Annotated in this window: 21 protein-coding genes; 11 read left to right on the top strand and 10 right to left on the bottom strand. The window is 47.7% G+C overall.

Annotated elements, in window-relative coordinates; genetic code table 11:
* Both pepQ and BLT32_RS09535 read right to left on the bottom strand, forming a co-directional pair.
* On the bottom strand, nucleotides 1-1,350 hold the full coding sequence (gene pepQ, locus BLT32_RS09540; RefSeq protein ID WP_053954108.1) for a Xaa-Pro dipeptidase: 1,350 nt from the start codon (nucleotides 1,348-1,350) through the stop codon (nucleotides 1-3).
* 9 nt (nucleotides 1,351-1,359) lie between these two features.
* On the bottom strand, nucleotides 1,360-3,369 hold the full coding sequence (locus BLT32_RS09535; protein WP_235443996.1) for a transglycosylase SLT domain-containing protein: 2,010 nt from the start codon (nucleotides 3,367-3,369) through the stop codon (nucleotides 1,360-1,362).
* Nucleotides 3,370-3,456: 87 nt separating this feature from the next.
* Here BLT32_RS09535 and fadB point away from each other — a divergent pair, with 87 nt between their 5' ends.
* The 3 genes from fadB (at nucleotide 3,457) to tusA (ending at nucleotide 7,307) form a co-directional block, all read left to right on the top strand.
* Entirely contained in the window at nucleotides 3,457-5,613 is a 2,157-nt protein-coding gene (gene fadB, locus BLT32_RS09530; protein ID WP_053954107.1) for a fatty acid oxidation complex subunit alpha FadB, read from the top strand.
* Between the two features lie 20 nt (nucleotides 5,614-5,633).
* Nucleotides 5,634-6,797 (top strand): acetyl-CoA C-acyltransferase FadA, encoded by a 1,164-nt coding sequence (gene fadA / locus BLT32_RS09525; RefSeq protein ID WP_053954106.1) that lies wholly within the window; start codon nucleotides 5,634-5,636, stop codon nucleotides 6,795-6,797.
* 270 nt (nucleotides 6,798-7,067) lie between these two features.
* Nucleotides 7,068-7,307, top strand: a complete 240-nt coding sequence (gene tusA, locus BLT32_RS09520) for a sulfurtransferase TusA (protein WP_053954105.1) — start codon at nucleotides 7,068-7,070, stop codon at nucleotides 7,305-7,307.
* Nucleotides 7,308-7,325: 18 nt separating this feature from the next.
* Here tusA and BLT32_RS09515 read toward each other — a convergent pair whose 3' ends face one another.
* Both BLT32_RS09515 and BLT32_RS09510 read right to left on the bottom strand, forming a co-directional pair.
* Entirely contained in the window at nucleotides 7,326-7,817 is a 492-nt protein-coding gene (locus tag BLT32_RS09515; protein ID WP_053954104.1) for a GNAT family N-acetyltransferase, read from the bottom strand.
* A gap of 26 nt (nucleotides 7,818-7,843) precedes the next feature.
* A complete protein-coding gene (locus tag BLT32_RS09510; protein WP_053954103.1) occupies nucleotides 7,844-8,443 on the bottom strand; it encodes a DNA-3-methyladenine glycosylase I in 600 nt (199 codons plus the stop codon).
* A gap of 93 nt (nucleotides 8,444-8,536) precedes the next feature.
* On the opposite strand from BLT32_RS09510, the gene glyQ reads away from it, so the two are divergent.
* Together glyQ and glyS are read left to right on the top strand one after the other, a co-directional pair.
* Nucleotides 8,537-9,448 carry a glycine--tRNA ligase subunit alpha gene (glyQ, locus tag BLT32_RS09505; RefSeq protein WP_053954102.1) on the top strand — a complete coding sequence of 304 codons (912 nt, stop codon included), beginning with the start codon at nucleotides 8,537-8,539 and terminating at the stop codon, nucleotides 9,446-9,448.
* Between the two features lie 13 nt (nucleotides 9,449-9,461).
* Nucleotides 9,462-11,528, top strand: coding sequence for a glycine--tRNA ligase subunit beta (glyS, locus tag BLT32_RS09500; RefSeq protein ID WP_053954101.1), 2,067 nt, complete (start codon nucleotides 9,462-9,464; stop codon nucleotides 11,526-11,528).
* A gap of 70 nt (nucleotides 11,529-11,598) precedes the next feature.
* Here glyS and gyrB read toward each other — a convergent pair whose 3' ends face one another.
* Genes gyrB through dnaA form a run of 4 tightly spaced genes read right to left on the bottom strand, consistent with a single transcriptional unit; the run spans nucleotide 11,599 to nucleotide 17,614 of the window.
* Nucleotides 11,599-14,016 (bottom strand): DNA topoisomerase (ATP-hydrolyzing) subunit B, encoded by a 2,418-nt coding sequence (gene gyrB / locus BLT32_RS09495; protein ID WP_053954100.1) that lies wholly within the window; start codon nucleotides 14,014-14,016, stop codon nucleotides 11,599-11,601.
* Between the two features lie 16 nt (nucleotides 14,017-14,032).
* Nucleotides 14,033-15,097, bottom strand: a complete 1,065-nt coding sequence (gene recF / locus BLT32_RS09490; RefSeq protein ID WP_053954099.1) for a DNA replication/repair protein RecF — start codon at nucleotides 15,095-15,097, stop codon at nucleotides 14,033-14,035.
* An 11-nt stretch (nucleotides 15,098-15,108) separates the two neighbouring features.
* On the bottom strand, nucleotides 15,109-16,212 hold the full coding sequence (gene dnaN / locus BLT32_RS09485) for a DNA polymerase III subunit beta (RefSeq protein WP_053954098.1): 1,104 nt from the start codon (nucleotides 16,210-16,212) through the stop codon (nucleotides 15,109-15,111).
* Between the two features lie 28 nt (nucleotides 16,213-16,240).
* Nucleotides 16,241-17,614 carry a chromosomal replication initiator protein DnaA gene (dnaA, locus tag BLT32_RS09480; protein ID WP_053954097.1) on the bottom strand — a complete coding sequence of 458 codons (1,374 nt, stop codon included), beginning with the start codon at nucleotides 17,612-17,614 and terminating at the stop codon, nucleotides 16,241-16,243.
* A gap of 423 nt (nucleotides 17,615-18,037) precedes the next feature.
* Here dnaA and rpmH point away from each other — a divergent pair, with 423 nt between their 5' ends.
* The 6 genes from rpmH (at nucleotide 18,038) to BLT32_RS09450 (ending at nucleotide 23,214) form a co-directional block, all read left to right on the top strand.
* Nucleotides 18,038-18,172, top strand: a complete 135-nt coding sequence (gene rpmH, locus BLT32_RS09475) for a 50S ribosomal protein L34 (RefSeq protein WP_011235863.1) — start codon at nucleotides 18,038-18,040, stop codon at nucleotides 18,170-18,172.
* A complete protein-coding gene (gene rnpA, locus BLT32_RS09470) occupies nucleotides 18,165-18,539 on the top strand; it encodes a ribonuclease P protein component (RefSeq protein WP_053954096.1) in 375 nt (124 codons plus the stop codon). Before rpmH ends, rnpA begins: the two co-directional genes overlap by 8 nt.
* On the top strand, nucleotides 18,494-18,805 hold the full coding sequence (gene yidD / locus BLT32_RS09465) for a membrane protein insertion efficiency factor YidD (protein ID WP_074668967.1): 312 nt from the start codon (nucleotides 18,494-18,496) through the stop codon (nucleotides 18,803-18,805). The genes rnpA and yidD overlap by 46 nt, the downstream gene beginning before the upstream one ends.
* Nucleotides 18,802-20,472, top strand: a complete 1,671-nt coding sequence (yidC, locus tag BLT32_RS09460; RefSeq protein ID WP_053954095.1) for a membrane protein insertase YidC — start codon at nucleotides 18,802-18,804, stop codon at nucleotides 20,470-20,472. Before yidD ends, yidC begins: the two co-directional genes overlap by 4 nt.
* A gap of 17 nt (nucleotides 20,473-20,489) precedes the next feature.
* The gene (mnmE, locus tag BLT32_RS09455; protein WP_053954143.1) at nucleotides 20,490-21,863 is read left to right on the top strand and encodes a tRNA uridine-5-carboxymethylaminomethyl(34) synthesis GTPase MnmE; all 1,374 of its coding nucleotides are present in this window, start codon (nucleotides 20,490-20,492) and stop codon (nucleotides 21,861-21,863) included.
* Nucleotides 21,864-22,032: 169 nt separating this feature from the next.
* Complete coding sequence (locus BLT32_RS09450) at nucleotides 22,033-23,214, top strand: site-specific integrase (protein ID WP_053954094.1); 1,182 nt, start codon at nucleotides 22,033-22,035, stop codon at nucleotides 23,212-23,214.
* Between the two features lie 41 nt (nucleotides 23,215-23,255).
* Here the strand turns inward: BLT32_RS09450 and BLT32_RS09445 are convergent, their stop codons facing one another.
* Nucleotides 23,256-23,600: a helix-turn-helix transcriptional regulator gene (locus BLT32_RS09445; RefSeq protein ID WP_034819415.1), complete on the bottom strand. Its 345-nt coding sequence runs from the start codon at nucleotides 23,598-23,600 to the stop codon at nucleotides 23,256-23,258.
* 60 nt (nucleotides 23,601-23,660) lie between these two features.
* A complete protein-coding gene (locus BLT32_RS09440) occupies nucleotides 23,661-25,337 on the bottom strand; it encodes a DUF927 domain-containing protein (protein WP_053954093.1) in 1,677 nt (558 codons plus the stop codon).
* Between the last annotated feature and the right edge of the window lie 10 nt (nucleotides 25,338-25,347).

Genomic DNA, 25,347 nt, shown 5'->3' with positions numbered 1-25,347 from the left:
TTAGCCCACCTTAAATTTAAAGTCTTTCAGTTCTGTTCGGCGCGTTAAGTTATCATTTTTTTCACGGTACACCACAATGTTATCTTCAATTCGAACGCCACCGAACGGGCGAAACTCGTCGACACGCTTCCAGTTAATCAGGTGTTTTTTATTCGACGACGCCAGCTTATTCAGCAAAGGTTCAATAAAGTAGATGCCGGGCTCTATGGTATAAACCTGCCTTGCTTCAACCGTTCGTGTTGTCCGCAGCGTGAGTTGACCTTGAGGCGACGGAATAGGAGTGCCCCGCTCATCAGCCTGTGCCGCGCCAACATCATGGACTTGTAAACCCAGTGGATGTCCTAAGCCATGCGGGAAAAAGACCGTTGTAATGCCCTCTTCAATCATTTGCTCAGGACTACAACGAACAAAGCCAAACGCAAACAACAAGTTGGCTATTTGTTCGTGAGCAAGCTTGTGCAAGTCAGGGAAACTGACACCAGGCTTCAACTTATCAATCAGCGCCAACGTAATCTGATCGACAGCCACAATGAGCTCTTCGTATTCGTTATGTTCGTACGACCAAGTCCGGGAAATGTCTGCCGCGTATCCGCAAACCTCCGCGCCAGCATCAACAAGCATTGAGCGCAACGGTGTTTTATTTGCAGTAGCAAGCTGCCAGTGATGCAGCACACTCGCATTTTTATTCTGACCAATAATGTGGCTGTATGGCACCTCGTTCTGGCCTTGCTTAGTTTCTGACATATAGCTCAGTAAGCACTCAAATTCAGAGGCACCCTCAGCAAAAGCCTCAGCTGCCGCTATGTGCCCTCGTGCGGCGAGTTCATTCGCCTCTTCTAAACAGGCAAGTTCGTAATCGGTTTTAAATAACCGGTGATAATGGAAAAAGTGTAATACCGGGTCTGGATTGATATTGTCAAAACCTAAAGCTTTAGCCACCTCGATATGCTCACCAATATAAGCGGCGTGCTTTTTGTCATAAGGTAACAGCGTTTCTATAGCTTCAGGTGTTTTTAAATGTTCCACGTGGAACGCCGCGGTCCAATCTTCAGACTCAACCGATTTAACGGTATGCCAAAAATCATCAGCTGCCAGCAAAACCAAGGTCGGCTTTGTTTTTGGTTGAACGATAATCCAGGCGTTCGGTAATTGCGTTTCTGGACACCATGCTTTGAAGTGAGGGTTCGCTCTAAACGGGTAATTCATGTCATCCAGAAACCAGCGCTTTTGCTGACCTGAATGAATCGCGAGTAACTCTAAATTCTCTCTTTCTAACAAGCGCTCTGCACGCTTTTGCAATTCATCAATGTGGCTTTGAAACAACCGCCATAAACCGGCCGATGTGGTCATAAAGTCGTCCTATTCTGAACCAACAATTTTCATGTCTATCACGTCTTCAAATAAATTATCGTCTTTACCACCTAACATCCGATAAATCTGCTGATAACTTAATACCGCTTTAACGTAATCTCTTGTTTCATAATAGGGTATTGTTTCAATCCATGCATCTGCTTCCATAGGCTCTTCCGGCAGCCACTCTTTCACCCGGTAGTAGCCCGCGTTATAGCTCGCCGTTGCCAGTAACCAATTGTTTTCGAAACGATGCTTTAAACGGCCTAAATAATAAGTGCCCAAACGCACATTAACTGAAGGGTTATTCAGGCGTCGCCAATTGCCCTTTCCATCAAGCTTTTTAGCGGTACTTGGCAGTATTTGCATAAGCCCCCGCGCGCCCGCGCTTGAATAAGCATCGTGTCGAAACGCACTTTCTCGCCGGGTTATCGCCAAAGCCCACTCTTCGTCGATTCCTGCAGCCTGAGATGCTCGACTTAAAATATCCTGATAGGCCAGCGGAAAGCGAATACCAACGGCGTCGAAGTGACCGATTTGTGCGAGTGTCCAAATGGCTTGATCGTGCCACCCCCACTCACTTGCCAAATACGCAGCAACTTTTTGCTCTTCACCGTCGAGTTGGGTCAGTAGATGGTTCCATTCTCTGCGAGCATCCACCCAACGTTCGAGCTGAATAAACTCGTAAGCCCGCTGGACACTGGGGTGACTGCGCACCTGCTCTAACTGAAGTACGCTTACTTCCAGCTTTTCCTGCTCGAGGCTAATAGGCTTTTGCAATCGCGCGGCCGCTAAAAAGCCATAATAATGACGCTCGTCTGATAAGTCCTCATAAAGCTCCTGCGCGACAAGCTCATTCCCAAGCTTTTCCTCACTACGCGCCAGCCAATAACGCCACTGGTTCCCTTGTTTTATGGCAATAGGCAACGCGTTGATAACCGTTCTTAGCCCTTCAAAATCATTATCCTTTAAATGCACCGCTAACCGCCACTGCAACACCCTTTCATTCAATGCTTCAGGTGGTACTCGCGAATGCCAGATGCGAGCTTCTGGATGGTCATTTAAGCTAAGGGCAACGGCAAACTCCTCAGCAATATCTGCAAACTGCTCGTTTGAAAAAGGAAGGTGTTCTTTTAGCTTTTCGTACACTCGTAAAGCGATATTCTCATCACGCCAAATAAGCTTCTTCAAGCCGAAAGTGGCAATTTCAGCCTCTTTGATTGGATAGCGCCCTTTAAACCAACTTTCATCCTCTAAAGCAGCCGGTGAGTATCGCACTTTATGATAAAACTCACCCAGGTATTGCTGCAGTTCAGGCAAAAGCCCGGTTAAATAGGGAATAAGTGTTGCATTACCACTGGTAGCAGCCAATCTCAGGCGCTTCCATACCAACTCGTCTGTGCGCCCGCCTAATTCAGTCCATTCTTTTAATATTGGGTCGCAGGCTTGAGGCAGAGAGAAGCCATGCTGCCAAATAGCGTCGACCTGTCGCTTGAAGGAGCCGTCTTCTAAGCCCTGTTTACGGCGCGCATGAATAAACTGGCAGCGATGAGTGAGGGTTCCGGGGTGTCTAAAGTCGCGAATGAAGCGTTTGTGCTCGTCTTCGCCAGCCAGATAACTTAACCAGGGTTGGCGCAGCTGCCAATCCAGTGGCGTGCCTTCATAATCTTCAAGGAACTTTAACACTCTGTCTTCGTTGGCTAAGTACCCCACCTGCTCCAGACGAGCAAGCTCCAGATAAGGTTTTAAAGGGTAGCCCTCAAGCTCTTTGAGTAACTGCCGGTACTCATTTAAACGCCCTCTTTTGGCTGCGTACTCTGCCTTTTTAAAGAGTTCTCGTTGCTGTTCCCGCTGCTCTGACCCCATCACTTCGGTAACCGCCGGCTCTGCATGCGAAAGCCCGCCTATAGCAACTGCGCAAGCGAAAATAAAAGGACGACTGTAACGTAGGATAAACGACTGCTTGTTCATTAATTCAAACGCATGTTTAAATAACCGTTGAAAAATTAGCGTATTCACGCCAAACTCTCTCTACCTTAACCCAAAGCTATAACAGAATCAGTTTCTTTACAGCAACAAATTAATGGAAGTCGTGGGAGACCCAAGATGATCTATCAAGGTGAAAGCATTCGGGTCGATTTTATCGAACCAGGTTTCGCAGAATTACAATTTGATGCGAAAGGCTCGGTTAATAAATTCGACCAGGCAACATTAGAAGAATTCAGCGAAGCGCTGACTAAATTACAAAACACGGACGACTTACGTGGCGTCATCGTGACCAGCAGCAAGTCGACCTTTATTGTCGGTGCAGACATTACTGAGTTCCTGACACTGTTCTCTGATCAGGAAAAGACCCGCAGCTGGGTCGCAAAAGCATCGCGCGTATTTGACCAACTGGAAGACCTGCCAGTACCCACCGTTGGTGCGGTTAAAGGTTTCGCATTAGGCGGTGGTTGTGAAGCACTATTAGCCTGTGATTACCGTGTAGCGGACACCACAGCGACTATCGGTCTACCAGAAGTGAAACTGGGTCTTATTCCTGGCTTTGGTGGCACGATGCGTTTACCACGCGTTATTGGTCCTGACAACGCTTTAGAGTGGATCACCACAGGTAAAAACAACAAAGCAGAAGACGCGCTTAAAGTTGGCGCTATTGATGCGATTGTTGAGCCAGAGAACCTGACAAAAGCGGCGTTGAATTTAGCGAAAGCTGCCGCTGCCGGCGAACAAGACTGGAAAGCGAAACGTCAGCCTAAGTTAGAGCCGCTGAAAGCTAACGACACCGAGTTAATGATGACTCTGGTTACAGCTAAAGGCTTAATCGCAGCTAAAGCCGGTAAACACTACCCGGCACCACACAAAGCGTTAGAAGCGATTGAAAATGGTGCTCGCGAGCATCGCGAAGGCGCATTGAAAGCGGAAAACAACGCATTTTTCGACCTGACTCAAACTGACGCGTGCCAAGCACAAGTTGGTATCTTCCTGGCTGACCAGGCCGTTAAAGGTAAGTCGAAGAAGTACGCTAAAGCCGCAACCAAAGAAATAAAAACAGCGGGTGTTTTAGGCGCAGGTATTATGGGTGGCGGCATCGCTTACCAGTCTGCGTCCAAAGGCGTGCCAGCCGTTATGAAAGACATCAAGCAAGACGCCTTAGACCTGGGCATGAAAGAAGCCGGCAAGATCCTGAAAAAAGGCGTTGAGCGCGGTAAAGTGAGCAACGATAAGATGATTAAAGTCTTGTCGTCTATTACTCCGACCTTGTTAAACGACGCGGTTAAAAACGTCGATATTGTTGTTGAAGCCGTTGTTGAGAACCCAAAAGTTAAAGGCTCAGTGCTGGCTGAAATTGAAGGTGTTATCAGTGACGACGCTATTTTAACGTCAAACACCTCAACCATTTCGATTACTGAATTAGCGAAGAACCTGAAGCGCCCCGAGAAATTCTGCGGCATGCACTTCTTTAACCCGGTACATAAGATGCCGCTGGTTGAGATTATTCGTGGCGAAAAAACCTCAGACGAAACCGTTAATGCGGTAGTCGCCTACGCATTGAAGCTCGGCAAAACCCCTATCGTTGTAAATGACTGCCCTGGGTTCTTAGTAAACCGAGTTCTATTCCCTTACCTGGCAGGCTTTGCCGGCATGGTTGACGAAGGCGTTGACTTTGTTGGCATCGACAAGGTTATGGAGAAGCAGTTCGGCTGGCCTATGGGTCCTGCGTACTTAAGCGACGTTGTCGGCATCGACACCGCTGATCACTGTACGGTCGTTATGGAAGACGGTTTCCCTACCCGCATGAAGCGTGACACCTCAAGCGCTATTGCCAAACTGGCAGCGGCTGAGCGTTACGGTCAGAAAAACGGTAAAGGCTTCTACGTATACGGCACCGACAAAAAAGGTAAGCCAACCAAAGAAGCTGACCCGGCGACTTATGAGTTACTAGGCTGCGAACAAGGCAAAAAGCTGGACGCAGACGAAGTGATTGCTCGCTGCATGATCCCAATGGTGAACGAAGTGGTTCGCTGTCTGGAAGAAGACATCGTCGGTTCTGCCGCAGAAGCAGACATGGCATTGCTATACGGCTTGGGCTTCCCGCCATTCCGTGGCGGCCCGTTCCGTTATCTGGAAACCGTTGGTATCGACAACTTTATTCAACTGGCAGATAAATACGCGCACCTGGGCGAAATATACCAAGTGACTGATGGCATGCGCGAAATGGCTAAAGCCGGTAAATCTTACTTTGACACAACCCGCGCGAAGTAAGGCTTGAGGAGGTTATTAAAATGAAAGACATCGTCATTGTAGATTGTATTCGTACGCCAATGGGGCGTTCAAAAAATGGTGTTTTCCGCCATACTCGTGCCGAAGACCTCTCAGCTGCGCTGATGAAGGGCTTGCTTGAGCGTAACCCGGAAGTTGACCCGGAAGAACTGGAAGACATTTACTGGGGTTGTGTACAGCAAACCTTAGAACAAGGCTTCAACATTGCGCGTAACTCAGCGTTAATTGCCGGCATTCCACACAAAGTAGCCGGTGTTACCGTTAACCGTTTGTGCGGCTCATCCATGCAGGCGTTGCACGACGCTACCCGCGCTATTATGAACGGCGACGGCGAAATCTTTATGGCCGGTGGTGTTGAGCACATGGGGCACGTACCAATGACTCACGGCATCGATTTTCACCCGGGCATGAATAAGTCTGTTGCAAAAGCTTCTGGCAGCATGGGTATGACCGCTGAATTGTTATCTCGCAAGTTCGGTATTACCCGTGAACAACAAGACGAATTCGGCGCGCGCTCACATAAGAAAGCGCACGAAGCGACGGTTGAAGGCCGCTTTGCGAAAGAGATTTACCCAATTAACGGCCACAATGCTGACGGCGAACTGGTACGCGTGACTGAAGACGAAGTTATTCGTCCGGAAACCACCGCAGAAGGCCTCTCACAGCTTCGCCCAGTGTTTGACCCTGCCAACGGCACAGTAACCGCAGGTACCTCATCAGCCTTGTCTGACGGCGCAGCTGCCATGTTGGTTATGTCTGCGGATAAAGCCAAAGAACTGGGTCTGACGCCACGCGTTAAGATTCGCTCAATGGCCGTTGCAGGCTGCGATCCTTCCATTATGGGTTACGGCCCCGTTCCGGCAACTGAGAAAGCACTTAAACGTGCTGGTGTGTCTATTGACGACATCGACGTGGTTGAACTGAACGAAGCCTTTGCCGCACAGTCACTGCCTGTTCTTAAAGGCTTGAAGCTGTTCGACAAAATGGAAGAAAAAGTGAACCTGAATGGCGGCGCTATCGCTTTAGGTCACCCATTAGGCTGCTCTGGCGCACGTATCTCAACGACGCTAATCAACTTAATGGAAGAGAAAAACGCGAAGCTTGGCTTAGCCACCATGTGCATTGGCCTTGGCCAGGGTATTGCTACTGTCTTCGAACGTGTTTAAAAGAAACAGCAAAACTAGAGCGGTTTAACACTTTAACCGCTTTTAGGAAGGGGGGAGCGAAGGCTCGCCCCTTTTTATTGTCAGGAAATACTCAGAAACACGCCGTAAACCCTTCCCTAGGGGCTTGACTGCAGCCATCCATGGCTGCAGACAGTTTCTGAGTATTTCCCGCCAACAAACAGCGGTGCAATCCATCACTCCCCCCTCACCTCTTAGTTGCGAAAGTGTTAAACTACTCGCCAATTTCACCTAACGTCTTTTAAAGAAGTCATGACCCAGATTAACTGCGACAAAGAACTCGATACCCTTGGCCTTAAATGCCCGGAGCCCGTAATGTTAGTTCGTGCGGCAATTCGTAAGATGGAAGTTGGCGAGGTGTTACTGATTATAGCGGATGATCCCGCAACAACCCGGGATATTCCGGGCTTTTGCGAGTTTATGGAGCATGAACTAGTGGGCTCTGAAACCGAAGAGATACCTTACCGCTACTGGGTTAGGAAATCCCACTAAAAGCCTGACGTTTAGGTATCAGGCTTTATCTTTATTTAAGTACATTTCCCAGAACTCAGCCTGACCAACTTCACCCAGTTCGTAGGGTTCGAAGCCAAAGTTTTTATAGGCTTGCTTAGCACGGTCATTGTTCTCCAGCACTTCTAGAGTCAGCTTCACGCAGCCACGGAATTCTGCCAGTGTTTTCACTTCTTCCAGCAGTTTACGCGCAACGCCCTGTCCCCGGTACTCTGGAATAACGGCTATGTCATGAATGTTCATTAGTGGTTTTGCTGCAAAGGTTGAGAAGCCTTCCACACAGTTTGCAACGCCAACCGGGATATCGCCATCGTAGGCCAGCAACGAAAAGACATGGTCTCTTTTTGCCATTTCATCTATCAGGTTTTCTTTCACTTCGTCTGAAATGCCTTCGCCGCCGCCCATTGGGTCTTTTGCATAAGCGTCGAGCATAGCGATAACAGCGCTGCGATGTTTGGGATTATTGTAATCCGCCAGTGTTATTTCAATCATTCTTCCTTCGCTCTTTTGACAACGTTCTATAACGTAAATTGTTTCATCTGTTTTACGACGGGCTCGTAACAATGACAACTGATAACATGGTCGTTAACCATACCAACTGCTTGCATAAAAGCATAGCAAATGGTGGGGCCAACGAACTTGAATCCCGCCTTTTTCAACGCTTTTGCCATTGTTCTCGAGGCTTCGGTTTCCGTGGGGATTTCCGCTTGTGTTTTGTACTTGTTAATAACGGGCTTTCCGCCAACAAAAGACCATAACCACTGTTCAAACTTAATACCCTGCTCTTCCAGCTTTAAATAAGCTTCAGCGTTGGTAAAAATGGCGTCTATTTTCTTCTTACTGCGAATAATATCACTATTGGTGTACAGCGCTTCTTTATCTTCGTCACTCATTGCCACAATAGCTTGTGGGTTAAAGTTTAAAAAAGCATTCTCGTAGCCAGCTTGTTTGCGCAAAATGGTTATCCAGCTGAGACCTGCTTGCTGCCCGTCCAGGCAAAGCTTAGCAAAGAGCTCTTGCGGGTCACTGACTGGTCTGCCCCAGACATTGTCGTGATAAGCTCGGTAATCGTCAGCAGATTCACACCATGAACACCGTTCTGGCGCATTATTTGTCATGTCATCCCCTATAACCAAGGCGCTTCAGAGGGTATAATCTACGCATATTTTTCGACCATCGGTCAACCACAAATAACAAAGCAGAGAAAGCGTATGTCGAAATACGATGTAAAAACCTTTCAGGGGCTTATTTTAGCCTTACAAGATTACTGGGCTCAGCAAGGATGTGCGGTAGTGCAACCGCTCGATATGGAAGTGGGTGCAGGTACATTCCATCCCATGACATTCTTACGCTCTTTAGGGCCAGAGCCTGCCAGCTTTGCGTATGTGCAGCCCTGCCGCCGTCCAACAGACGGCCGCTACGGCGAAAACCCAAACCGCCTTCAGCACTATTACCAGTTTCAGGTCATTATGAAGCCGTCGCCCAAGTACATTCAGGAGCTTTATTTGGGCTCTCTGGAACTGTTGGGCTTTGATACGCTAACTCACGACATACGCTTTGTAGAAGATAACTGGGAATCGCCTACTCTGGGCGCCTGGGGCTTAGGCTGGGAAGTATGGCTCAATGGTATGGAAGTCACCCAGTTCACCTACTTCCAGCAAGTCGGTGGTTTAGAGTGTCGCCCGGTTGCCGGCGAAATTACTTACGGCCTTGAACGCCTGGCAATGTATATTCAAGGCGTGGACAGCATTTACGACTTAGTTTGGACAGACGGCCCACGCGGTAAAATTCTGTACCGCGACGTGTTCCATCAAAATGAGGTTGAGCAGTCGACTTATAACTTCGAGTATGCCGATGTCGATGTTCTTTTTCAGCGCTTTGAAGACTGCGAAAAAGAATGTGAATTACTCATAGAGAAAGCATTGCCACTCCCAGCTTACGAGCAAGTCATGCGAGCCTCTCATGCATTCAATTTGTTGGACGCCAGACACGCAATCTCCGTAACCGAAAGGCAACGTTATATATTGCGAGTACGTACCATGGCTAAGGCAGTTGCTGAAACTTATTATCAGGCACGAGAAGCGTTAGGCTTCCCTCTGGCCGACAAGAAAGCCGAAGACTAAGGAGAGCATAGCTGTGAATAAAGACAATTTACTGATTGAGTTAGGCACGGAAGAGCTTCCTCCAAAGGCTTTAAGAGCATTACGTGATAGTTTTAAGTCGGGCATACAAGCAGGTTTAGAATCGGCTGAGCTGTCTTTCGGGAGCATAGACGCTTATGCGACACCACGTCGTTTAGCGGTGCTTGTGAATCAGGTAGAGACAGAACAACAGGACAAAGTTGTAGAAAAACGAGGTCCTGCGGTTAACGTTGCCTTTGATGATGCAGGTAATCCGACCAAGGCAGCAGAAGGCTGGGCTCGCTCTAATGGCATTACGGTTGACCAGGCTGAGCGCTTAAAGACCGATAAAGGCGAATGGCTACTTCATAAAGCAACGGTTAAAGGCCAGTCTTTAAAGCAGTTAGCGCAAGGTTTTATTGAGTCAGCGATTAAGACACTGCCTATTCCTAAGCCCATGCGCTGGGGAGACAGTACGGCTCAATTTATTCGTCCGGTACACACACTGACAGTCATGCTTGGCGATGAACTCATTGATGCCGAAGTATTGGAAACGAAAAGCGCTCGTTTTATTCAAGGGCATCGCTTCCATTCCAAACAAGGTTTCGAGCTTGATCATGTCGACAACTACTTAAGCAATCTGCGTGCAGCGAAAGTGATCGCTAACTTCGAAGAGCGCATTGATATTATCCAGTCCGAAGTAACGCGCTTAGCAAACGAACTTGGTGGTCGCGTTATTCAGGACGATGATTTAGTCGAAGAAGTGGCTGCATTAGTCGAATGGCCAGTTGCTTTAACGGCAAGTTTTGATAAAGGCTTTTTGGACGTACCTAAAGAGCCGCTTATTGTCACCATGAAAGATGACCAACGTTACTTCCCGGTCGAGGACGGTAACGGCCAGTTACTGCCGCAATTCATATTCATTACGAATATTGAAAGTCGCGACCCGCAGCAAATCATTCATGGCAACGAGAAAGTTATTCGCCCTCGCCTGGCTGACGCTCAGTTTTTCTTTGAGTCCGACAAGAAGCAGTCTCTTGAGTCGCGAGTCGCTAAACTCGACTCGGTTCTTTTCCAGAAGCAACTTGGTAGTATTGGCGACAAAGCTCGTCGTATCGCTGAGTTGGCAGGGAAAATTGCGTCGCTTCTTAAAGCGGACGCTCAAGCAGCTGAACGCGCTGGTCTGCTGTGTAAGGCCGACTTGGTTTCCGATATGGTCTCAGAATTCCCCGAAACTCAAGGCGTTATGGGTAAACACTACGCGCTTAATGATGGCGAAACTGCCAGAGTTGCAGAGGCTATAGAGCAACACTACTGGCCTCGTTTCTCGGGCGACCATTTACCCGAAAGCAAAGAAGCGTGCGCTGTTGCGCTTGCAGATAAGCTAGATACCCTAGTCGGTATTTTCGGTATTGGCCAAGTGCCAAAAGGTGACCGCGACCCATTCGCTCTGCGACGTGCTGCACTTGGGCTTTTACGCACATTGGTCGAGCGTGATTTACCGCTCGATTTAAATGAGCTTTTATCGGCCTCGGCCGAAGGTTTTGGAGACAAGCTGTCTAACCAAACGGTAAAAGCCGATGTCTTCGACTTCCTGCTGGGTCGTTTCCGTCCATGGTATCAAGAGCAAGGTATTTCGGTTGACGTCATTCAGGCAGTGCTTGCTCGCTCTCCGTCAAAACCGGTCGATTTCGACAGACGCGTTAAAGCCGTTGAAGCGTTTAAATCGCTGGATTCCGCAGAAAGCTTAGCTGCCGCGAATAAACGCGTAGGTAATATACTGGCAAAATCTAAGGAATCGATAGACGGTAAGGTTCAACCAAACCTTTTAAACGAAGCCCCTGAAAAAGCTTTGTATCAGTTGCTAGACGAAACAGAGCAAACGGTTAAACCGCTTATTCAGGACGGTAACTACACCGATGCCCTGACGCAACTGTCTAACTTGAAAGAGCCTGTGGATGAATTCTTCGAGCACGTCATGGTGAATGCTGAACAGGATGATATCCGGCTTAACCGCTTGAATTTACTGTACCGTTTACGCCAACTGTTCCTGGAAATAGCGGATATTTCATTACTGCAATAACTATTTAGTAGGCAAAGAAAAAGGCGGCTCCGGAAACGGAAGCCGCCTTTTTTGTATCATTACTAACTGACTAAACGTCTAAGTTTGCCACTTTAAGAGCATTAGACTCAATAAATGCTCGACGTGGTTCTACTTCGTCACCCATGAGGGTTGTGAATAGTTGGTCTGCGCCAATCGCGTCTTCAATAGTTACTTGAAGCATGCGACGCGTTTCAGGATCCATCGTGGTTTCCCAAAGCTGATCCGGGTTCATCTCGCCCAAACCTTTGTAGCGCTGTACGTACATGCCTCGTTTGGATTCACTAATCAGCCATTCTACGGCATCGACGAAATGCGACACTGGCTGTTTCTTCTCACCACGCAAGACGTAACCGCCCTCTTCAACTAAAGAGTCAATTTCTTCACCCAAGGTGACAATTTGCTCGTAGTCTTTGGACATTAAGAACTCGTAATTTAGCGGGTAATCGGTATCGACACCATGCTGGCGAATGGTCGTTGTCGGTAACCACATCTTACGCTCTTCGTCTTCATGCAAAGAGATAGTATAAGTGGCTGAATCAACTTCGCGAGCGGTTAGGTCATCATTAAGTGTCTTAACCCAGCCTTCCATGTAGCTTTGGTCTTTCAAGCGCTCATCCGTTAAACGAGGCGCATAGAATAAACGCTGCAGGAACTTCTCAGGCATACGACGACTTAGCCGCTTAATGTTTTCTTGTGCCATTTGGTAGCCGTTTACTAAGGTTTCCAAACGCTCGCCCGAAATACCCGGAGCAGTCTCGTTCACATGCAAAGATGCATTATCTAACGCAAGGCTGGTCAAATAACGAATAAGTGCTGGGTCATCTTTTATGTAGACTTCCTGTTTGCCCTTTTTCACTTTATAAAGCGGTGGCTGAGCAATATAAATATAACCACGCTCAATAATTTCCGGCATTTGGCGGTAGAAAAACGTCAGTAGCAATGTGCGAATGTGAGAGCCGTCAACATCCGCATCGGTCATGATAATAATTCGGTGGTAGCGGGTTTTATCCGGGTCATATTCATCTCGACCAATGCCGCAACCCATAGCCGTTATCAACGTTCCTACTTCCGCCGACGACAGCATCTTATCAAAGCGTGCTTTTTCAACGTTCAGAATTTTACCCTTAAGCGGCAGTATTGCTTGGTTCTTACGGTTACGACCTTGCTTCGCAGAACCACCTGCCGAGTCACCCTCCACAATATAGAGTTCAGAAAGTGCCGGGTCTTTTTCCTGACAATCAGCTAGCTTGCCTGGCAAGCCAGCGATATCTAACGCACCTTTACGACGTGTCATTTCGCGGGCTTTTCGCGCAGCCTCTCGCGCTCGAGCGGCATCAATAATCTTATTAATAATAAGCTTCGATTCGGTTGGGTTTTCTAACAAGTAGTCCGCCAACTGCTCGTTCATTGCTTGCTCAACCGCTGATTTCACCTCAGAAGACACGAGTTTGTCTTTAGTTTGTGATGAAAACTTAGGGTCTGGTACTTTCACAGAAATAATAGCGGTCAAACCTTCACGGGCATCATCACCCGTCGCTGAGGTTTTTGTCTTCTTAGTGAAGCCTTCTTTTTCCATGTAAGCATTCAATGTACGCGTCAAAGCTGCACGGAAACCCGCTAAGTGAGTACCACCGTCGCGCTGTGGAATGTTGTTCGTAAAGCAATAAATATTCTCTTGGAAAGAGTCATTCCACTGCATACTTACTTCAACGGATATACCGTCTTCTCGTTCCGCCGCAAAGTGGAATGCTTTCTCATGAATAGGCGTTTTATTCTGGTTTAAGTAATTAACAAAAGCGGCAATACCGCCTTCGTATTTAAATAAATCTTCACGGTCATCGCGCTCGTCACGTAAACGAATACCAACGCCAGAGTTTAGGAATGACAATTCGCGTAAACGTTTGGCCAAAATGTCGTAATGAAAAACAGTGTCACTGAAGGTTTCAGCACTTGGCCAAAAACGCAGTTCAGTACCTGTTGAGTCGGTATCGCCAATGGGTTTAACGTCGCTTTCAGGTTCACCCATATGATAGGTTTGTTCATAAACCTTACCCTGACGACGAATGGTTAACTGCAGCTTTTCAGACAGAGCGTTAACGACTGAGACACCAACACCGTGTAAACCGCCCGATACTTTATACGAGTTATCGTCAAATTTACCACCAGCATGAAGTACGGTCATAATAACTTGAGCGGCCGACACACCCTCTTCTTCATGAATGTCGACAGGAATTCCACGGCCATCATCTTTTACTGACACGGAACCGTCAGAATGAATAGTGACGAGAATTTCTGAACAATGCCCAGCCAAAGCCTCATCGATAGAGTTATCGACAACCTCAAAAACCATGTGATGCAGACCTGTGCCATCGTCCGTGTCGCCAATATACATCCCTGGACGTTTACGAACTGCATCCAATCCTTTAAGGACCTTTATACTCGATGAACCGTAGTTATTTTCTTCCATAGTTATTATCTCGATATCATTCGTTTATTGCCCCATGTTCCACGTGGAACATTTTGGGCGATTTTTGAAATTTATCCGACAACTGCTTTCCAGTAATCGCTGTGACAAACACCTGCGCATTTAATTTTTCTAACTGCTGGCAAAACAATCGTTGATTATCCGCATCCAGTTCAGATGTCAGATCGTCCACTAAGTAAACGCAAGATTCGCCCTTAACAGACTGAAAATGCTTCCCTTGCGCTAACTTTAATGCTGAAACCAACGTCTTTAACTGCCCTCTGGACAATCTGTGTTTTACATCCACGCCATCGGCTAAAATTTTAATATCCGCCTTGTGTGGACCCACTGACGTAAAGCCATATTTCTTATCTTTCTCTGTATGGCTTTCTAAGGCCGAAAAAAGTGATTGGGTACTATCCCACCCTTTTTTTAGTCGAACCTCGATTGTAACATTTGAGAGGAAAGATTTCGCTAATTCTTGTATATAATCCGACAGTTCTTTCAAATAATTTTCACGACTGACACTAATGAGTTCACCATAGTAAGCAAGTTGCTCGAGCCAGTACTTATCTTGTGTTGCAGACGCTAAGTATTGCTTTAATAAACTGTTACGCTGTTTCAGTATTTGAGTGTAAGAAACCCAGTTTTTATAAAACGAATGTTCCACGTGGAACACTCCCCAATCTAAGAACTGACGTCTTAAACTAGGTCCTTCTAAAAGAATATCGACCGACTCCGGAGTCAAAAGCTGAACCGGCACCAAACGTGCGACCTCAGACATTTTTGTTGCGTTGGCATTATCTAAACGCAACGTCTGATCACCGGAAGTAGTCCGACGAACTCCTATCGAATGGTTTGCCGTACGACAAAATATCGTAAATTGATCCGTATGTTCATTTATCAGCTGCCGAAATCCGCCAGGTCGAAAAGAGCGACCAAAGCCTAATAAATAAATCGCTTCTAAAAGGCTTGTCTTACCGGACCCGTTACTGCCGGTAATTAAATTGATATGTCTATCAGGAGAGATAGCCACTTCCTTAAAGTTTCGAAAGTGGCTTAAATTGAGAGATTCAATAAACATCTATGATGATATTACAGGCGCATTGGCATTATTACATAACAACATGAGTCATCATGCTGCGGCTCAATCAATGCACTGCTGTTAGAGTCTGACAGTGTGAAAGATACCTGTTCCTCATCAATGTTGCTCATGACATCAAGTAAGTAACTAACGTTGAAACCGATTTCCAAGTCATCGCCCTGGTAGTCGACCTCAATAATTTCTTCCGCTTGCTCTTGCTCTGGGTTAGTTGCGGTAATGCAAAGCTCACCCGAACTTAAGTTTAAGCGAACGCCTCTGAATTTTTCATTCGATAAAATAGAGGCGCGACTGAATGCATGGCGTAAAATATCGCGGTCAGCCACAACCACTTTATCACCGCCGCTAGGTAATACACGACGGTAGTCAGGGAATCGGCCGTCTACTAATTTACTGGTGAACATAAGCTCAGGTGTTTCAACACGAATATGATTATTACCGATAGACACCGTAACTTCGTGTTCGTCATCGCCTAGTAAACGAAGTAGTTCAACCACCCCCTTTCTTGGAACAATCACCTGTCTTTGAGTTAAGCCCGGCTGGTCGATGGCACAGGTGCTCATCGCCAAACGGTGGCCGTCAGTTGCGACCGAGCGCAGCATACCGCTGTCCGTTTCGAACAACATACCGTTTAAATAATAGCGAACATCCTGATTTGCCATGGAGAAATGTGTTTTCTCCATTAAGTCTTTTAAAATACCTTGCTCTGTCACCAGCTGGATATCGCTTTTCCAGTCGTCAATATTCGGGAAATCATCAGCAGACAGGGTGCTGAGTTTAAATTTACTGCGGCCGGATTTTACGGTTGCGCTGTCGCCTTCAGCAGTAAATTCAATAACAGAGCCATCGGGTAAACTACGCACAATGTCCACTAGCTTTTTAGCTGGCACTGTTACCGATGCATCCATATCTGCCGACTCTAGCGCTACAGACGACACCAGTTCTACTTCCAGGTCCGTACCTGTCAGTTTCAACTGACCGTTCTCAACCTGTAACAATAAGTTAGCAAGAATAGGTAAAGTGTGACGTCTTTCTACTGCGCCACTAACAACTTGCAGTGGCTTTAAAAACGCATCGCGATTGATAGAAAATTTCATGACTCATTCCCCTGTAATGACGACATGCTTAAGACGACAACGTCCGTATTAAATTACGATAATCTTCTTTTATGTCGTTCTGAGCATCTTTTAATTCTTGTATTTTTCGACACGCATGGAGCACAGTTGTGTGATCCCGACCACCGAACGCGTCCCCTATTTCCGGCAAGCTGTGGTTGGTCAACTCTTTAGCTAACGCCATTGCTAATTGTCTTGGCCTTGCCACCGATCGGCTACGACGTTTTGACAGGATATCAGCCAACTTAATGTTGTAGTACTCAGCCACCGTCTTTTGAATATTATCAATAGTAACCAGTTTTTCCTGCGCTGCGATAAGGTCTCGTAATGCTTCTCTCACAAAATCGATGGTTATTGGACGACCGGTCAGTTGGACATTTGCAACAACTCGATTCAAAGCACCTTCTAATTCACGAACATTGGAGCGTAGTCGCTTTGCGATAAAAAACGCTACTTCATGCGGCATATTTAAACCACGTTCTTCCGCCTTGCGCATTAAAATAGCCACCCGTGTTTCCAGCTCGGGTGGCTCTATGGCAATGGTCAGTCCCCAACCAAAACGTGACTTTAAGCGGTCCTCCACCCCTTCTATTTCTTTCGGGTAATGGTCGCTGGTCATGATTATTTGCTGATTCCCCTCGAGCAAGGCGTTAAAGGTATGGAAAAACTCTTCCTGAGACCCTTTTTTATTCGCAAAAAACTGAATGTCATCAATTAGCAAAGCATCGACCGACCGATAATAACGCTTAAACTCGTTCGTTGAACTGTTTCTGATGGAGTTAACCATGTCCTGAACAAAACGCTCTGCTCTAATATAGAACACTTTGGCACCTTTTTTATGCGCCATAATGCCATTACCGACAGCGTGTAATAAGTGCGTCTTACCGAGACCCGTACCACCGTAGACAAATAACGGGTTATAGACACCACCAGGGTTCTCAGCAACCTGAATAGCTGCCGCGCGCGCTAACTGATTCGATTTACCTTCAACGAAATTATCGAAGGTGTACTCTGGGTGGATATTGCTTTCAAATTCTTCCGCGGACTCGTTACTACTTCCCGAAAAACCGGTCGCTTTTTTACGAACAGCTGCTGCTCGTTTTTGCACCGATGCCACTGAAGAAGAGCGGCCGTTAGAGACTTCACCGACTTTCAAAACCACATTCGGGGCGGTTTCACCATTACAAAGGTTTGAAAGGTAGTCGTTAATGGTTTTTAAGTATTTGTCGCGCACCCAGTCAACCGAATAGATGTTCGGCGCAAATAAGGTAAGCGTGTCACCGTTTTGTTCGGCTTGAAGTGGTCTGATCCACGTGTTGAACTGCTGTAACGGAAGCTCCGATTGCAGTCGCTCTGCACATTGTTGCCAAAGCGAATTATTCACACTCTTCTCCTGGATCGTTTATTTATTATAGTATTCATCGATTGTACTTCAGTCATTCGCTTTCCGCTAGTCAAAATGCGTTGAAAACGGCATAAATAAAGGATTTTTTATTTTATAAAGAGCTATAACTCTGGCTCATATTTTGCTTTAAAAGCGCTATTACAAAATAAACAAAAATTAGAAAAAGTGCATAACTCAAAATTTATCCACATTAAAGAAAACTTAACCGATATAATTGTGGATGACGTCAATTTGCGAAAATCGTCAAAAAGTCAGCGAAAAAGGCTAATAAATGCACGCGTAGTCGTTGACTAGCGGGTAAAAGATCGGTAAGATCCGCGCTCTAAAAAATTCCCGTCACGTTTGGTTTCAACTTTTTCGGCCAGCGTGGGAACTAGCAAACTGACCGATGGAAGATTAGTTATGAAAAGAACATTTCAACCAAGCGTATTAAAGCGCAAGCGCTCTCACGGTTTCCGTGCTCGCATGGCAACTAAAAACGGCCGTAAAGTATTGGCTCGCCGCCGTGCTCGTGGTCGTAAAGTATTGAGTGCTTAAGAGTATCTCATACGGACGGGAGTTACGTCTGCTAACTCCCTCTGACTTTCAGACTGTATTCTCAAACCCTCCTGTAAAAGCTGTCACTTCTCACATTACTATGTTGGCAACGCCCAACACGAAAGGCCATCCTCGCATCGGCGTTACTATTAGTAAGAAACGAGCCAAACGCGCTGTTGATCGCAATCGTATAAAACGCCAAATGCGCGAGACTTTTCGCTTAAGCCAACATAAACTACCGGCTTTTGACATTGTTATTATTGCCAAGCCAGGTATCGTTGAGCAAGATAACGCCGCTTTACGGGATACGTTGAATTATTTATGGCGAAAATTAGCAAAGCGCTGCGTGCAGTACCAATCGCGCTAATTAAAATCTACCAATGGGTCATAAGTCCGTTACTTGGACCGCGTTGTCGATTTTATCCGTCATGTTCACATTACGCCTGTGAGGCTATTGAAAAACACGGTACAATCCGTGGAGTTTTTCTTGCCACCAAGCGAATCGGTAAATGCCATCCCGGTCACCCGGGCGGTTACGACCCCGTCCCTCCTTGCGAGCAAGAACAAAAAGCTAAAACAGAAAATAACAGTCAATCATTAACGAAACAGCCAACAGAGACGAAATCACTATGAATTCGCCACGTTCAATATTATTTATTGCCTTTTTAGTGGTGTCATTTTTCCTTTACCAAAATTGGGTTGTGGAATCGGCACCAGGTACAACGGCTCCAACAAATTCTGAGTCTACGCAGCAGCAAGCTGCTGACAGCGCAGGCTCAAATGATGTTCCAAGTGGTTCAGTCGCTGCATCCAGCGATGTGCCTGAAGCCGAAGGCGCCTCAAAAACCTCGAGCGCAACGACTATTCATGTTGAAACCGATGTACTCGACGTACAAATAGATACCCGTGGTGGTGATATTGTTTCGGCAAAATTGTTGCAGTTCGCAAAAGAGCTCAATTCTGATAAACGTTTTCAGCTACTGCAAAACGAATCAAACGCTGTTTACGTCGCTCAGTCGGGACTAATCGGCGCAGATGGTATCGACAATAAAAACGGTCGTGCCGTATACAGTTACGAAAAGACGGATTATTCATCGACGTCTGAAAAAGTCGAAGTGCCTTTGACTTACACCACTGAAAGCGGTGTGGTCTATCGTAAGATATTCACCTTTACGCCGGGTCAATACGACGTTGATGTTCGTTTCGAAATTGAAAACAACTCTGCTGACACCTTAAGTACTCAGTTCTACGGTCAGTTAAAACGTTCAATGGGCACTGGCGAAAGTGGCAGCATGATAATGCCAACTTATTTCGGTGCGGCATATTCTCACGACGACGACAAGTTTGAGAAGTACGACTTTGATGACATGCTCGATAGTCGTCTTGATGTCACCTCTCAAACCGGTTGGGTGAGTATGCTGGAGCACTACTTTGTTTCTGCATGGATTCCAACACAGCAACAAACCAATCGTTTATTCTCGCGTGTTGCCAATGGCTCGCAAGCTATTATCGGTGTGGTTTACCCTGCTACTCAGGTAAATCCAAACAGCACTGAAACTATTGAATCTAAACTGTATTTGGGTCCGAAAGACCAGGACTCAATGGCGCAGTTAGTCGAGCACTTGGATTTAACCGTCGACTACGGTTTCCTTTGGTGGTTAGCGCAACCTATTTTCAAATTACTTCAGTTCTTACAAAGTATCGTTATTAACTGGGGTCTGGCTATTATCTTAACCACGGTTATTGTAAAAGCGCTGCTATTCCCGCTGACCAAAGCACAGTACGTGTCTATGGCGAAAATGCGTATGCTGCAGCCGAAAATGACTGAGCTTCGTGAACGTTACAACAGTGACCGCCAGAAACTGTCTCAGGAAATGATGAAACTGTACAAAACAGAAAAAGTGAACCCTCTTGGTGGTTGTTTGCCAATGCTGTTGCAGTTACCTATCTTCCTGGCACTTTACTGGGTACTTCTGGAAAGCGTCGAATTGCGCCACTCAGAATTCATTTTCTGGATTCAGGACTTATCGACAAAAGACCCTTACTACATACTGCCTATACTAATGGGTGCTAGTATGTTCCTGATGCAACGTCTGCAGCCAACGCCGGCAACAGACCCGATGCAACAGAAACTGTTCCAGTATATGCCTGTTGTCTTTACCGTATTCTTCCTGTGGTTCCCATCAGGTCTGGTACTGTACTGGTTAGTCAGTAACTTAATTACCATTGCACAAATGCTGATTATCTACCGTGGGCTAGAGAAGAAAGGCATGATGGTAAGAGGTAATAAGAAGAAATAAGCATGATAGACAGCAACATGGACGATACCTTTAGCGATGACACCATAGTCGCTCAAGCGACACCACCCGGTCGCGGTGGTGTTGGTATTGTCCGTGTTAGTGGTTCGGCTGCCACCCAGGTCGCCGAACAGCTATTAGGCCACTGCCCAAAACCTCGTAAAGCCGAATACCTTCCCTTTTATGACAGTAACAATGAGTTACTGGACGAGGGTATAGCGCTGTTTTTCAAAGGTCCTAATTCCTTTACCGGTGAAGACGTTTTAGAGCTTCAGGGGCACGGCGGACCGGTATTAATCGACATGATCATAAAAGCGATACTGGAAATGCCTGGTATTCGCCCTGCTCGCCCCGGTGAGTTCAGCGAACGAGCTTTTATGAATGACAAGCTCGACTTAACTCAGGCAGAGGCCATTGCCGACCTTATCGACACCAACTCTGAACAAGCCGCAAAAGCCGCATTACAAAGCTTAAAAGGCGAATTTTCTCACCGGGTCGATCAGCTCGTTGATGCGGTTATTCATCTTCGTATGTATGTTGAAGCCGCTATCGATTTTCCCGATGAAGAAATCGACTTTTTAAGTGACGGCAAAGTCGCCAACGATTTAGCTGACATTATCGACCAGCTGTTCCATATAGAACAAGAAGCCAAGCAAGGCACACTCATGCGCGAAGGCATGCGTATTGTTATTGCTGGTCGCCCCAATGCCGGTAAATCGAGCTTGTTGAATGCGCTCGCCGGACGTGAGTCGGCCATAGTCACTGAAATTGCAGGCACCACTCGCGACGTATTGCGTGAGCACATTCAAATAGACGGCATGCCGTTACACATTATTGATACGGCCGGTTTACGCGAAAGCCCGGATCAGGTAGAGCAAATAGGCATTGAACGTGCCTGGGACGAAATTCGCCAAGCCGATCGTGTACTGTTCATGGTCGATAGTCAGGAAACCTCGGCAATACACCCTGACGATATTTGGCCGGAGTTTTTCGCCCAACTGCCCGACGACATGCCTTACACCGTTATTCGTAACAAAGTCGACTTGTCCGAAGAGCCCACGGGTATTGATGAACATAACGGTATTCCGGTTGTTCATTTGTCAGCAAAAACAGGTCACGGCATAGAGCTGTTACGCGAACACCTGAAACATTGCGTCGGTTATAATGCAACTTCGGAAGGCAGCTTCATGGCACGCCGCCGTCATTTAGACGCACTTGCCAAGGCAAAAACACATTTGCTGCAAGGTCAGGAACAGTTAGAAGCCAATATGGCCGGTGAAATACTCGCAGAAGAGCTACGTTTAACGCAGCAACACCTGAACGAAATAACCGGTGAATTCACTTCTGATGACCTATTGGGCCAAATTTTTGGGTCGTTCTGCATCGGGAAGTGAAACGGCCAAAAAGATCGAAAAGCATCCAATCAAATACAAATAAGCCTTTGTTTTATAAATAAAATTATTCTATTTCTTTGCAGGCAATTTGATCCGTTTTGCCCCCTCTTGCTCCGTGTGTGCTCCGAGTATAAGTTTTCGGAGCACTCGGAGCACAAAAGGAGCAAACATGAAAATCACTATCCAGAAACGCGAACCAGACAAGAACGGCCACCGTGCCTTGCGACTGGTCTACTACCACGGTTCCAAGACAGGCCAGAACGGTTCTCGGGCGCAGAAGCGCTCGTATGAGCCCCTGAACCTGTTCCTCTACGACAAACCCCGCCTTCCGGCGGAGCGTGAGCACAACAAGACGGTTAATCAGAAGGCTGAGGCCATCAGGGCAAAGCGGCTGTTGGAAAGCGAGTCGTCACGACATGGATTGGATGATCGGACCAAGCTTTCTGCCAGCTTCTTCGATTACTTCGACCAGCTGACCGACGAGAAAGCTTCCGGAAGCAAATCCAACCATTCGATCTGGATCTCCACCCGTCATCACCTGCACCGCTACCATGGCTTGTCTGAACTGACCTTTGAACAAGTCGATAAGCGATTCCTGGAGGGGTTTCGGCACTACCTTCAGCATGAAGCCACCACCAAATCCGGTACCAAACTGGCCAAGAACACGACCAGCAGTTACTTCAACAAGGTTCGGGCAGCGCTCAACCAGGCCTATCGGGACGGCATTGTCCGCGACAACCCGGTTCAACAGGTTAAGTCCATCAAGCCGGAAAACACGAAACGGACTTACCTGACCCTGGAAGAGGTCCGGGCTCTGACCAAAGCCGAATGCCGGTATGACGTGCTGAGGCGGGCTTTCCTGTTCTCCTGCACTACAGGCCTTCGCTGGTCAGATATCCACAAGCTGGTCTGGGGTGAGATAGAGGAATTCGCCGATGGCCACTACCGCATCATTTTTCGGCAGAAGAAGCTGGTGAACGCCGGGAACTCGCTGCAATACCTGGATCTTCCAGACTCAGCGGTGAGATTGTTGAATCTGGAGAATCGCGGAAAGCCAGGTGATCGCGTATTCAAGGGTCTGAAGTATGACTCCTATACCAACGTTGCGTTGGCACAATGGGTCATGCGCGCGGGTATCACCAAGAGTGTGACTTTCCATGCCGGACGGCACACCTTTGCGGTCAATCAACTGGCCAGGGGTGTGGGTATCTACTCGTTGTCCCGGCTTCTGGGCCACAGCGAGCTCAGAACCACGGAGATCTACGCGGACATACTCGAAACTCGCCGTACAGAGGCCATGAGGAGTTTTCCTGACATATTTGAGGAGACACTGGACGGAGAGCCTAAGTGACGAGAGGGGCTTTCACAGCCCCTCTTTCCTCCTGCCCCACATCAAACACTCCGCCGTCCTGGTCTTCGGTGGCTCACCAGGTGCTGAGCAGCCGACTGCTCGATCTCGTCCGCCGTCGCGATCCGGTTGGACTGGAGCCACTTCAAGGTGTCTGCGCGGCGAAAGAAAATCCGGTGACCATTTGGCTTGAAATGAGGGATCTTCTTTTGGGAGGTTAACTGGTACAGGGTGCTTTTCTTCAGCCCAGTGTATTCCGCACACTCCTCAAGGCTCATGATCTCCTTGTCGGCCTCCGGGGCCTTGCTACCATTAATATGGTCCAAAATGATTTTTTTGAGGACCATCATGTCCTGCAATACTCGCTGTAACATTTCTTTTTCTGTCATCGCTATACCTCTACACCGCCATAACCAAAGTGGGAAAACTGGGAAATTGGGAACACCGTGTCAGTCCTCATGCTCAATCCTCTCCAGTTCTTCAAGTTGCCGTCTAACTTGGTCAGGCCTGAGCGCGAAAAATCGCTGCAAATCTCCATTGACTCTGGTTTTGTAGGTCCCACGGGAGCGCTCATTACTCACCAGGCAGTCACGCTGTAACAGCACCTCCACTTCCCTCATGTAATGGGTCGGCAGCCCGAGCCGCTTCAGGAAGTGCGATTTATAGATCAACCACAACTCGCGTCCCTCGTGTGAGCGTCGAAAACCAGCTCCCCCCTGGCCACTCGCTTGTTCAATATCACTGAGACTGCGCTCCCAGACTTTCATGGCCCGCTCCAGCGCTTTGAGAAGCCGGAATTCCTCCGAATTTCTGGAGTGGCCTCTATTATTCAGCCAAGCCTTCAAGGTTCGGTGGACGGCTGCCAAGGACTCTTCCTCGCTCCAAGGGAGAATGAAATTCCTACTACCGAGACAAAGTGCCGCCCCTATGAGCGCAAACCGCCTGATGACCCGTTGCACCTGCGATGCCATCTGGTCTCGTGTCCAAATACCGCTTAGGCGACCAATTTCGTGACTCAGGTAGCTGTTCAGCTCGTCATGACGCTCGGTCAGTAAAGAGATCCACTCGCGAATTATGGTGCCGTGGTAGCGCTGACAAGCTGATTTCATCTCGTCCACAAACTGCTGAGGGTGCTTATGACCGTGTAGTTCATCGAACGCGCCGTAGGTTCCAAACACTGGGAGCTCCACCAGTCGAATCTGCTGGCCTGCACGTAACGGCTTACCGATCTGCTGGAGTAGCTCAGCAATCCAGACTTCACCGCTGCTCAACACCAGCGTTCGCCAATGCGAGGTCGCGGCCAGCTCGCCGGAGACGTTAGCCCGTAACTTTCCTGATCCGTTCATGATCTGATAGATCGCCGTATCGATGTCTTCTGGGCGAGCCATGCCAATCTCATCTAACGGCAACAACATGTCGTTGTGCTCTGATGAGACTGCCGCTAACCCGTTACTGGTTGAGATCCAACTGCGAACATAGCGGTTTCCCCCATACACGCTAGCCGCCAACTGCAACAAGGTGGTCTTTCCGGTCGACGATGCTCCAACCAAGTGGATGGCGCCATTTTCCATCCCAGCAGAGGCAATCAATGGCGCAGCCAGCGCCGTGCCAATACTGAATATTGCTAACGGGTTGCCTCGGCATAGCTGACCGACATAAGTCTGCCAGTCGCTGAGACTTCCAGACTCCTCTAACGTCGCAGAGCCTGATAATTGGCCTACGAAATGGTGCGGCTCGTCAGCGGAGCCGATAGTCCAATTACTGGTGGCAAATACTCCATCGTGCCAACCCGTTCGATTAACCACCGTCGCCGGTTCGGCCAGAGCCATCTGTTCCAACAGATAGTGCTGAAGCCGGCTCCAACTTGCCTGCCCGGGTGTCAGTGGATAACCGGTATCAACCAGCATATCTCGCACCTGTCGGGCATTATCGCTGTTGAGATCTCGGGCATAGACGACCTCGCGTAGCTTCACACCATCGAAATTCTGCCATTCCAGCAACGCTCCGTGTCCGTGCCGCCTGTCGGTTAACCTGGTGCGAGCCATTACCTGAATCCAGCCGCCGACACGCTGCCAATGGTCCCCTGATAAGGCATAGAGCCCGTCATCTTGCAGTTTGTATTGCATATCACGCAGC

The organism is Idiomarina zobellii, assembly GCF_900100855.1.
In the GTDB taxonomy this organism is placed as follows: domain Bacteria; phylum Pseudomonadota; class Gammaproteobacteria; order Enterobacterales; family Alteromonadaceae; genus Idiomarina; species Idiomarina zobellii.
Note: the sequence above shows the minus strand (reverse complement) of the source record. Positions and strands in the feature narration are given on the sequence as shown.

Bases quoted from the DNA above. Each gene is read 5' to 3' on its own strand.
- BLT32_RS09450 (WP_053954094.1), top strand. From the start codon at position 22,033: ATGAAAATCACTATCCAGAAACGCGAACCAGACAAGAACGGCCACCGT.
- recF (WP_053954099.1), bottom strand. From the start codon at position 15,097: ATGTTTATTGAATCTCTCAATTTAAGCCACTTTCGAAACTTTAAGGAA.
- fadB (WP_053954107.1), top strand. From the start codon at position 3,457: ATGATCTATCAAGGTGAAAGCATTCGGGTCGATTTTATCGAACCAGGT.
- yidC (WP_053954095.1), top strand. From the start codon at position 18,802: ATGAATTCGCCACGTTCAATATTATTTATTGCCTTTTTAGTGGTGTCA.
- yidD (WP_074668967.1), top strand. From the start codon at position 18,494: ATGGCGAAAATTAGCAAAGCGCTGCGTGCAGTACCAATCGCGCTAATT.
- BLT32_RS09515 (WP_053954104.1), bottom strand. From the start codon at position 7,817: ATGATTGAAATAACACTGGCGGATTACAATAATCCCAAACATCGCAGC.
- dnaN (WP_053954098.1), bottom strand. From the start codon at position 16,212: ATGAAATTTTCTATCAATCGCGATGCGTTTTTAAAGCCACTGCAAGTT.
- glyQ (WP_053954102.1), top strand. From the start codon at position 8,537: ATGTCGAAATACGATGTAAAAACCTTTCAGGGGCTTATTTTAGCCTTA.
- BLT32_RS09440 (WP_053954093.1), bottom strand. From the start codon at position 25,337: ATGCAATACAAACTGCAAGATGACGGGCTCTATGCCTTATCAGGGGAC.
- BLT32_RS09510 (WP_053954103.1), bottom strand. From the start codon at position 8,443: ATGACAAATAATGCGCCAGAACGGTGTTCATGGTGTGAATCTGCTGAC.
- pepQ (WP_053954108.1), bottom strand. From the start codon at position 1,350: ATGACCACATCGGCCGGTTTATGGCGGTTGTTTCAAAGCCACATTGAT.
- mnmE (WP_053954143.1), top strand. From the start codon at position 20,490: ATGGACGATACCTTTAGCGATGACACCATAGTCGCTCAAGCGACACCA.
- gyrB (WP_053954100.1), bottom strand. From the start codon at position 14,016: ATGGAAGAAAATAACTACGGTTCATCGAGTATAAAGGTCCTTAAAGGA.
- fadA (WP_053954106.1), top strand. From the start codon at position 5,634: ATGAAAGACATCGTCATTGTAGATTGTATTCGTACGCCAATGGGGCGT.
- BLT32_RS09445 (WP_034819415.1), bottom strand. From the start codon at position 23,600: ATGACAGAAAAAGAAATGTTACAGCGAGTATTGCAGGACATGATGGTC.
- rpmH (WP_011235863.1), top strand. From the start codon at position 18,038: ATGAAAAGAACATTTCAACCAAGCGTATTAAAGCGCAAGCGCTCTCAC.
- tusA (WP_053954105.1), top strand. From the start codon at position 7,068: ATGACCCAGATTAACTGCGACAAAGAACTCGATACCCTTGGCCTTAAA.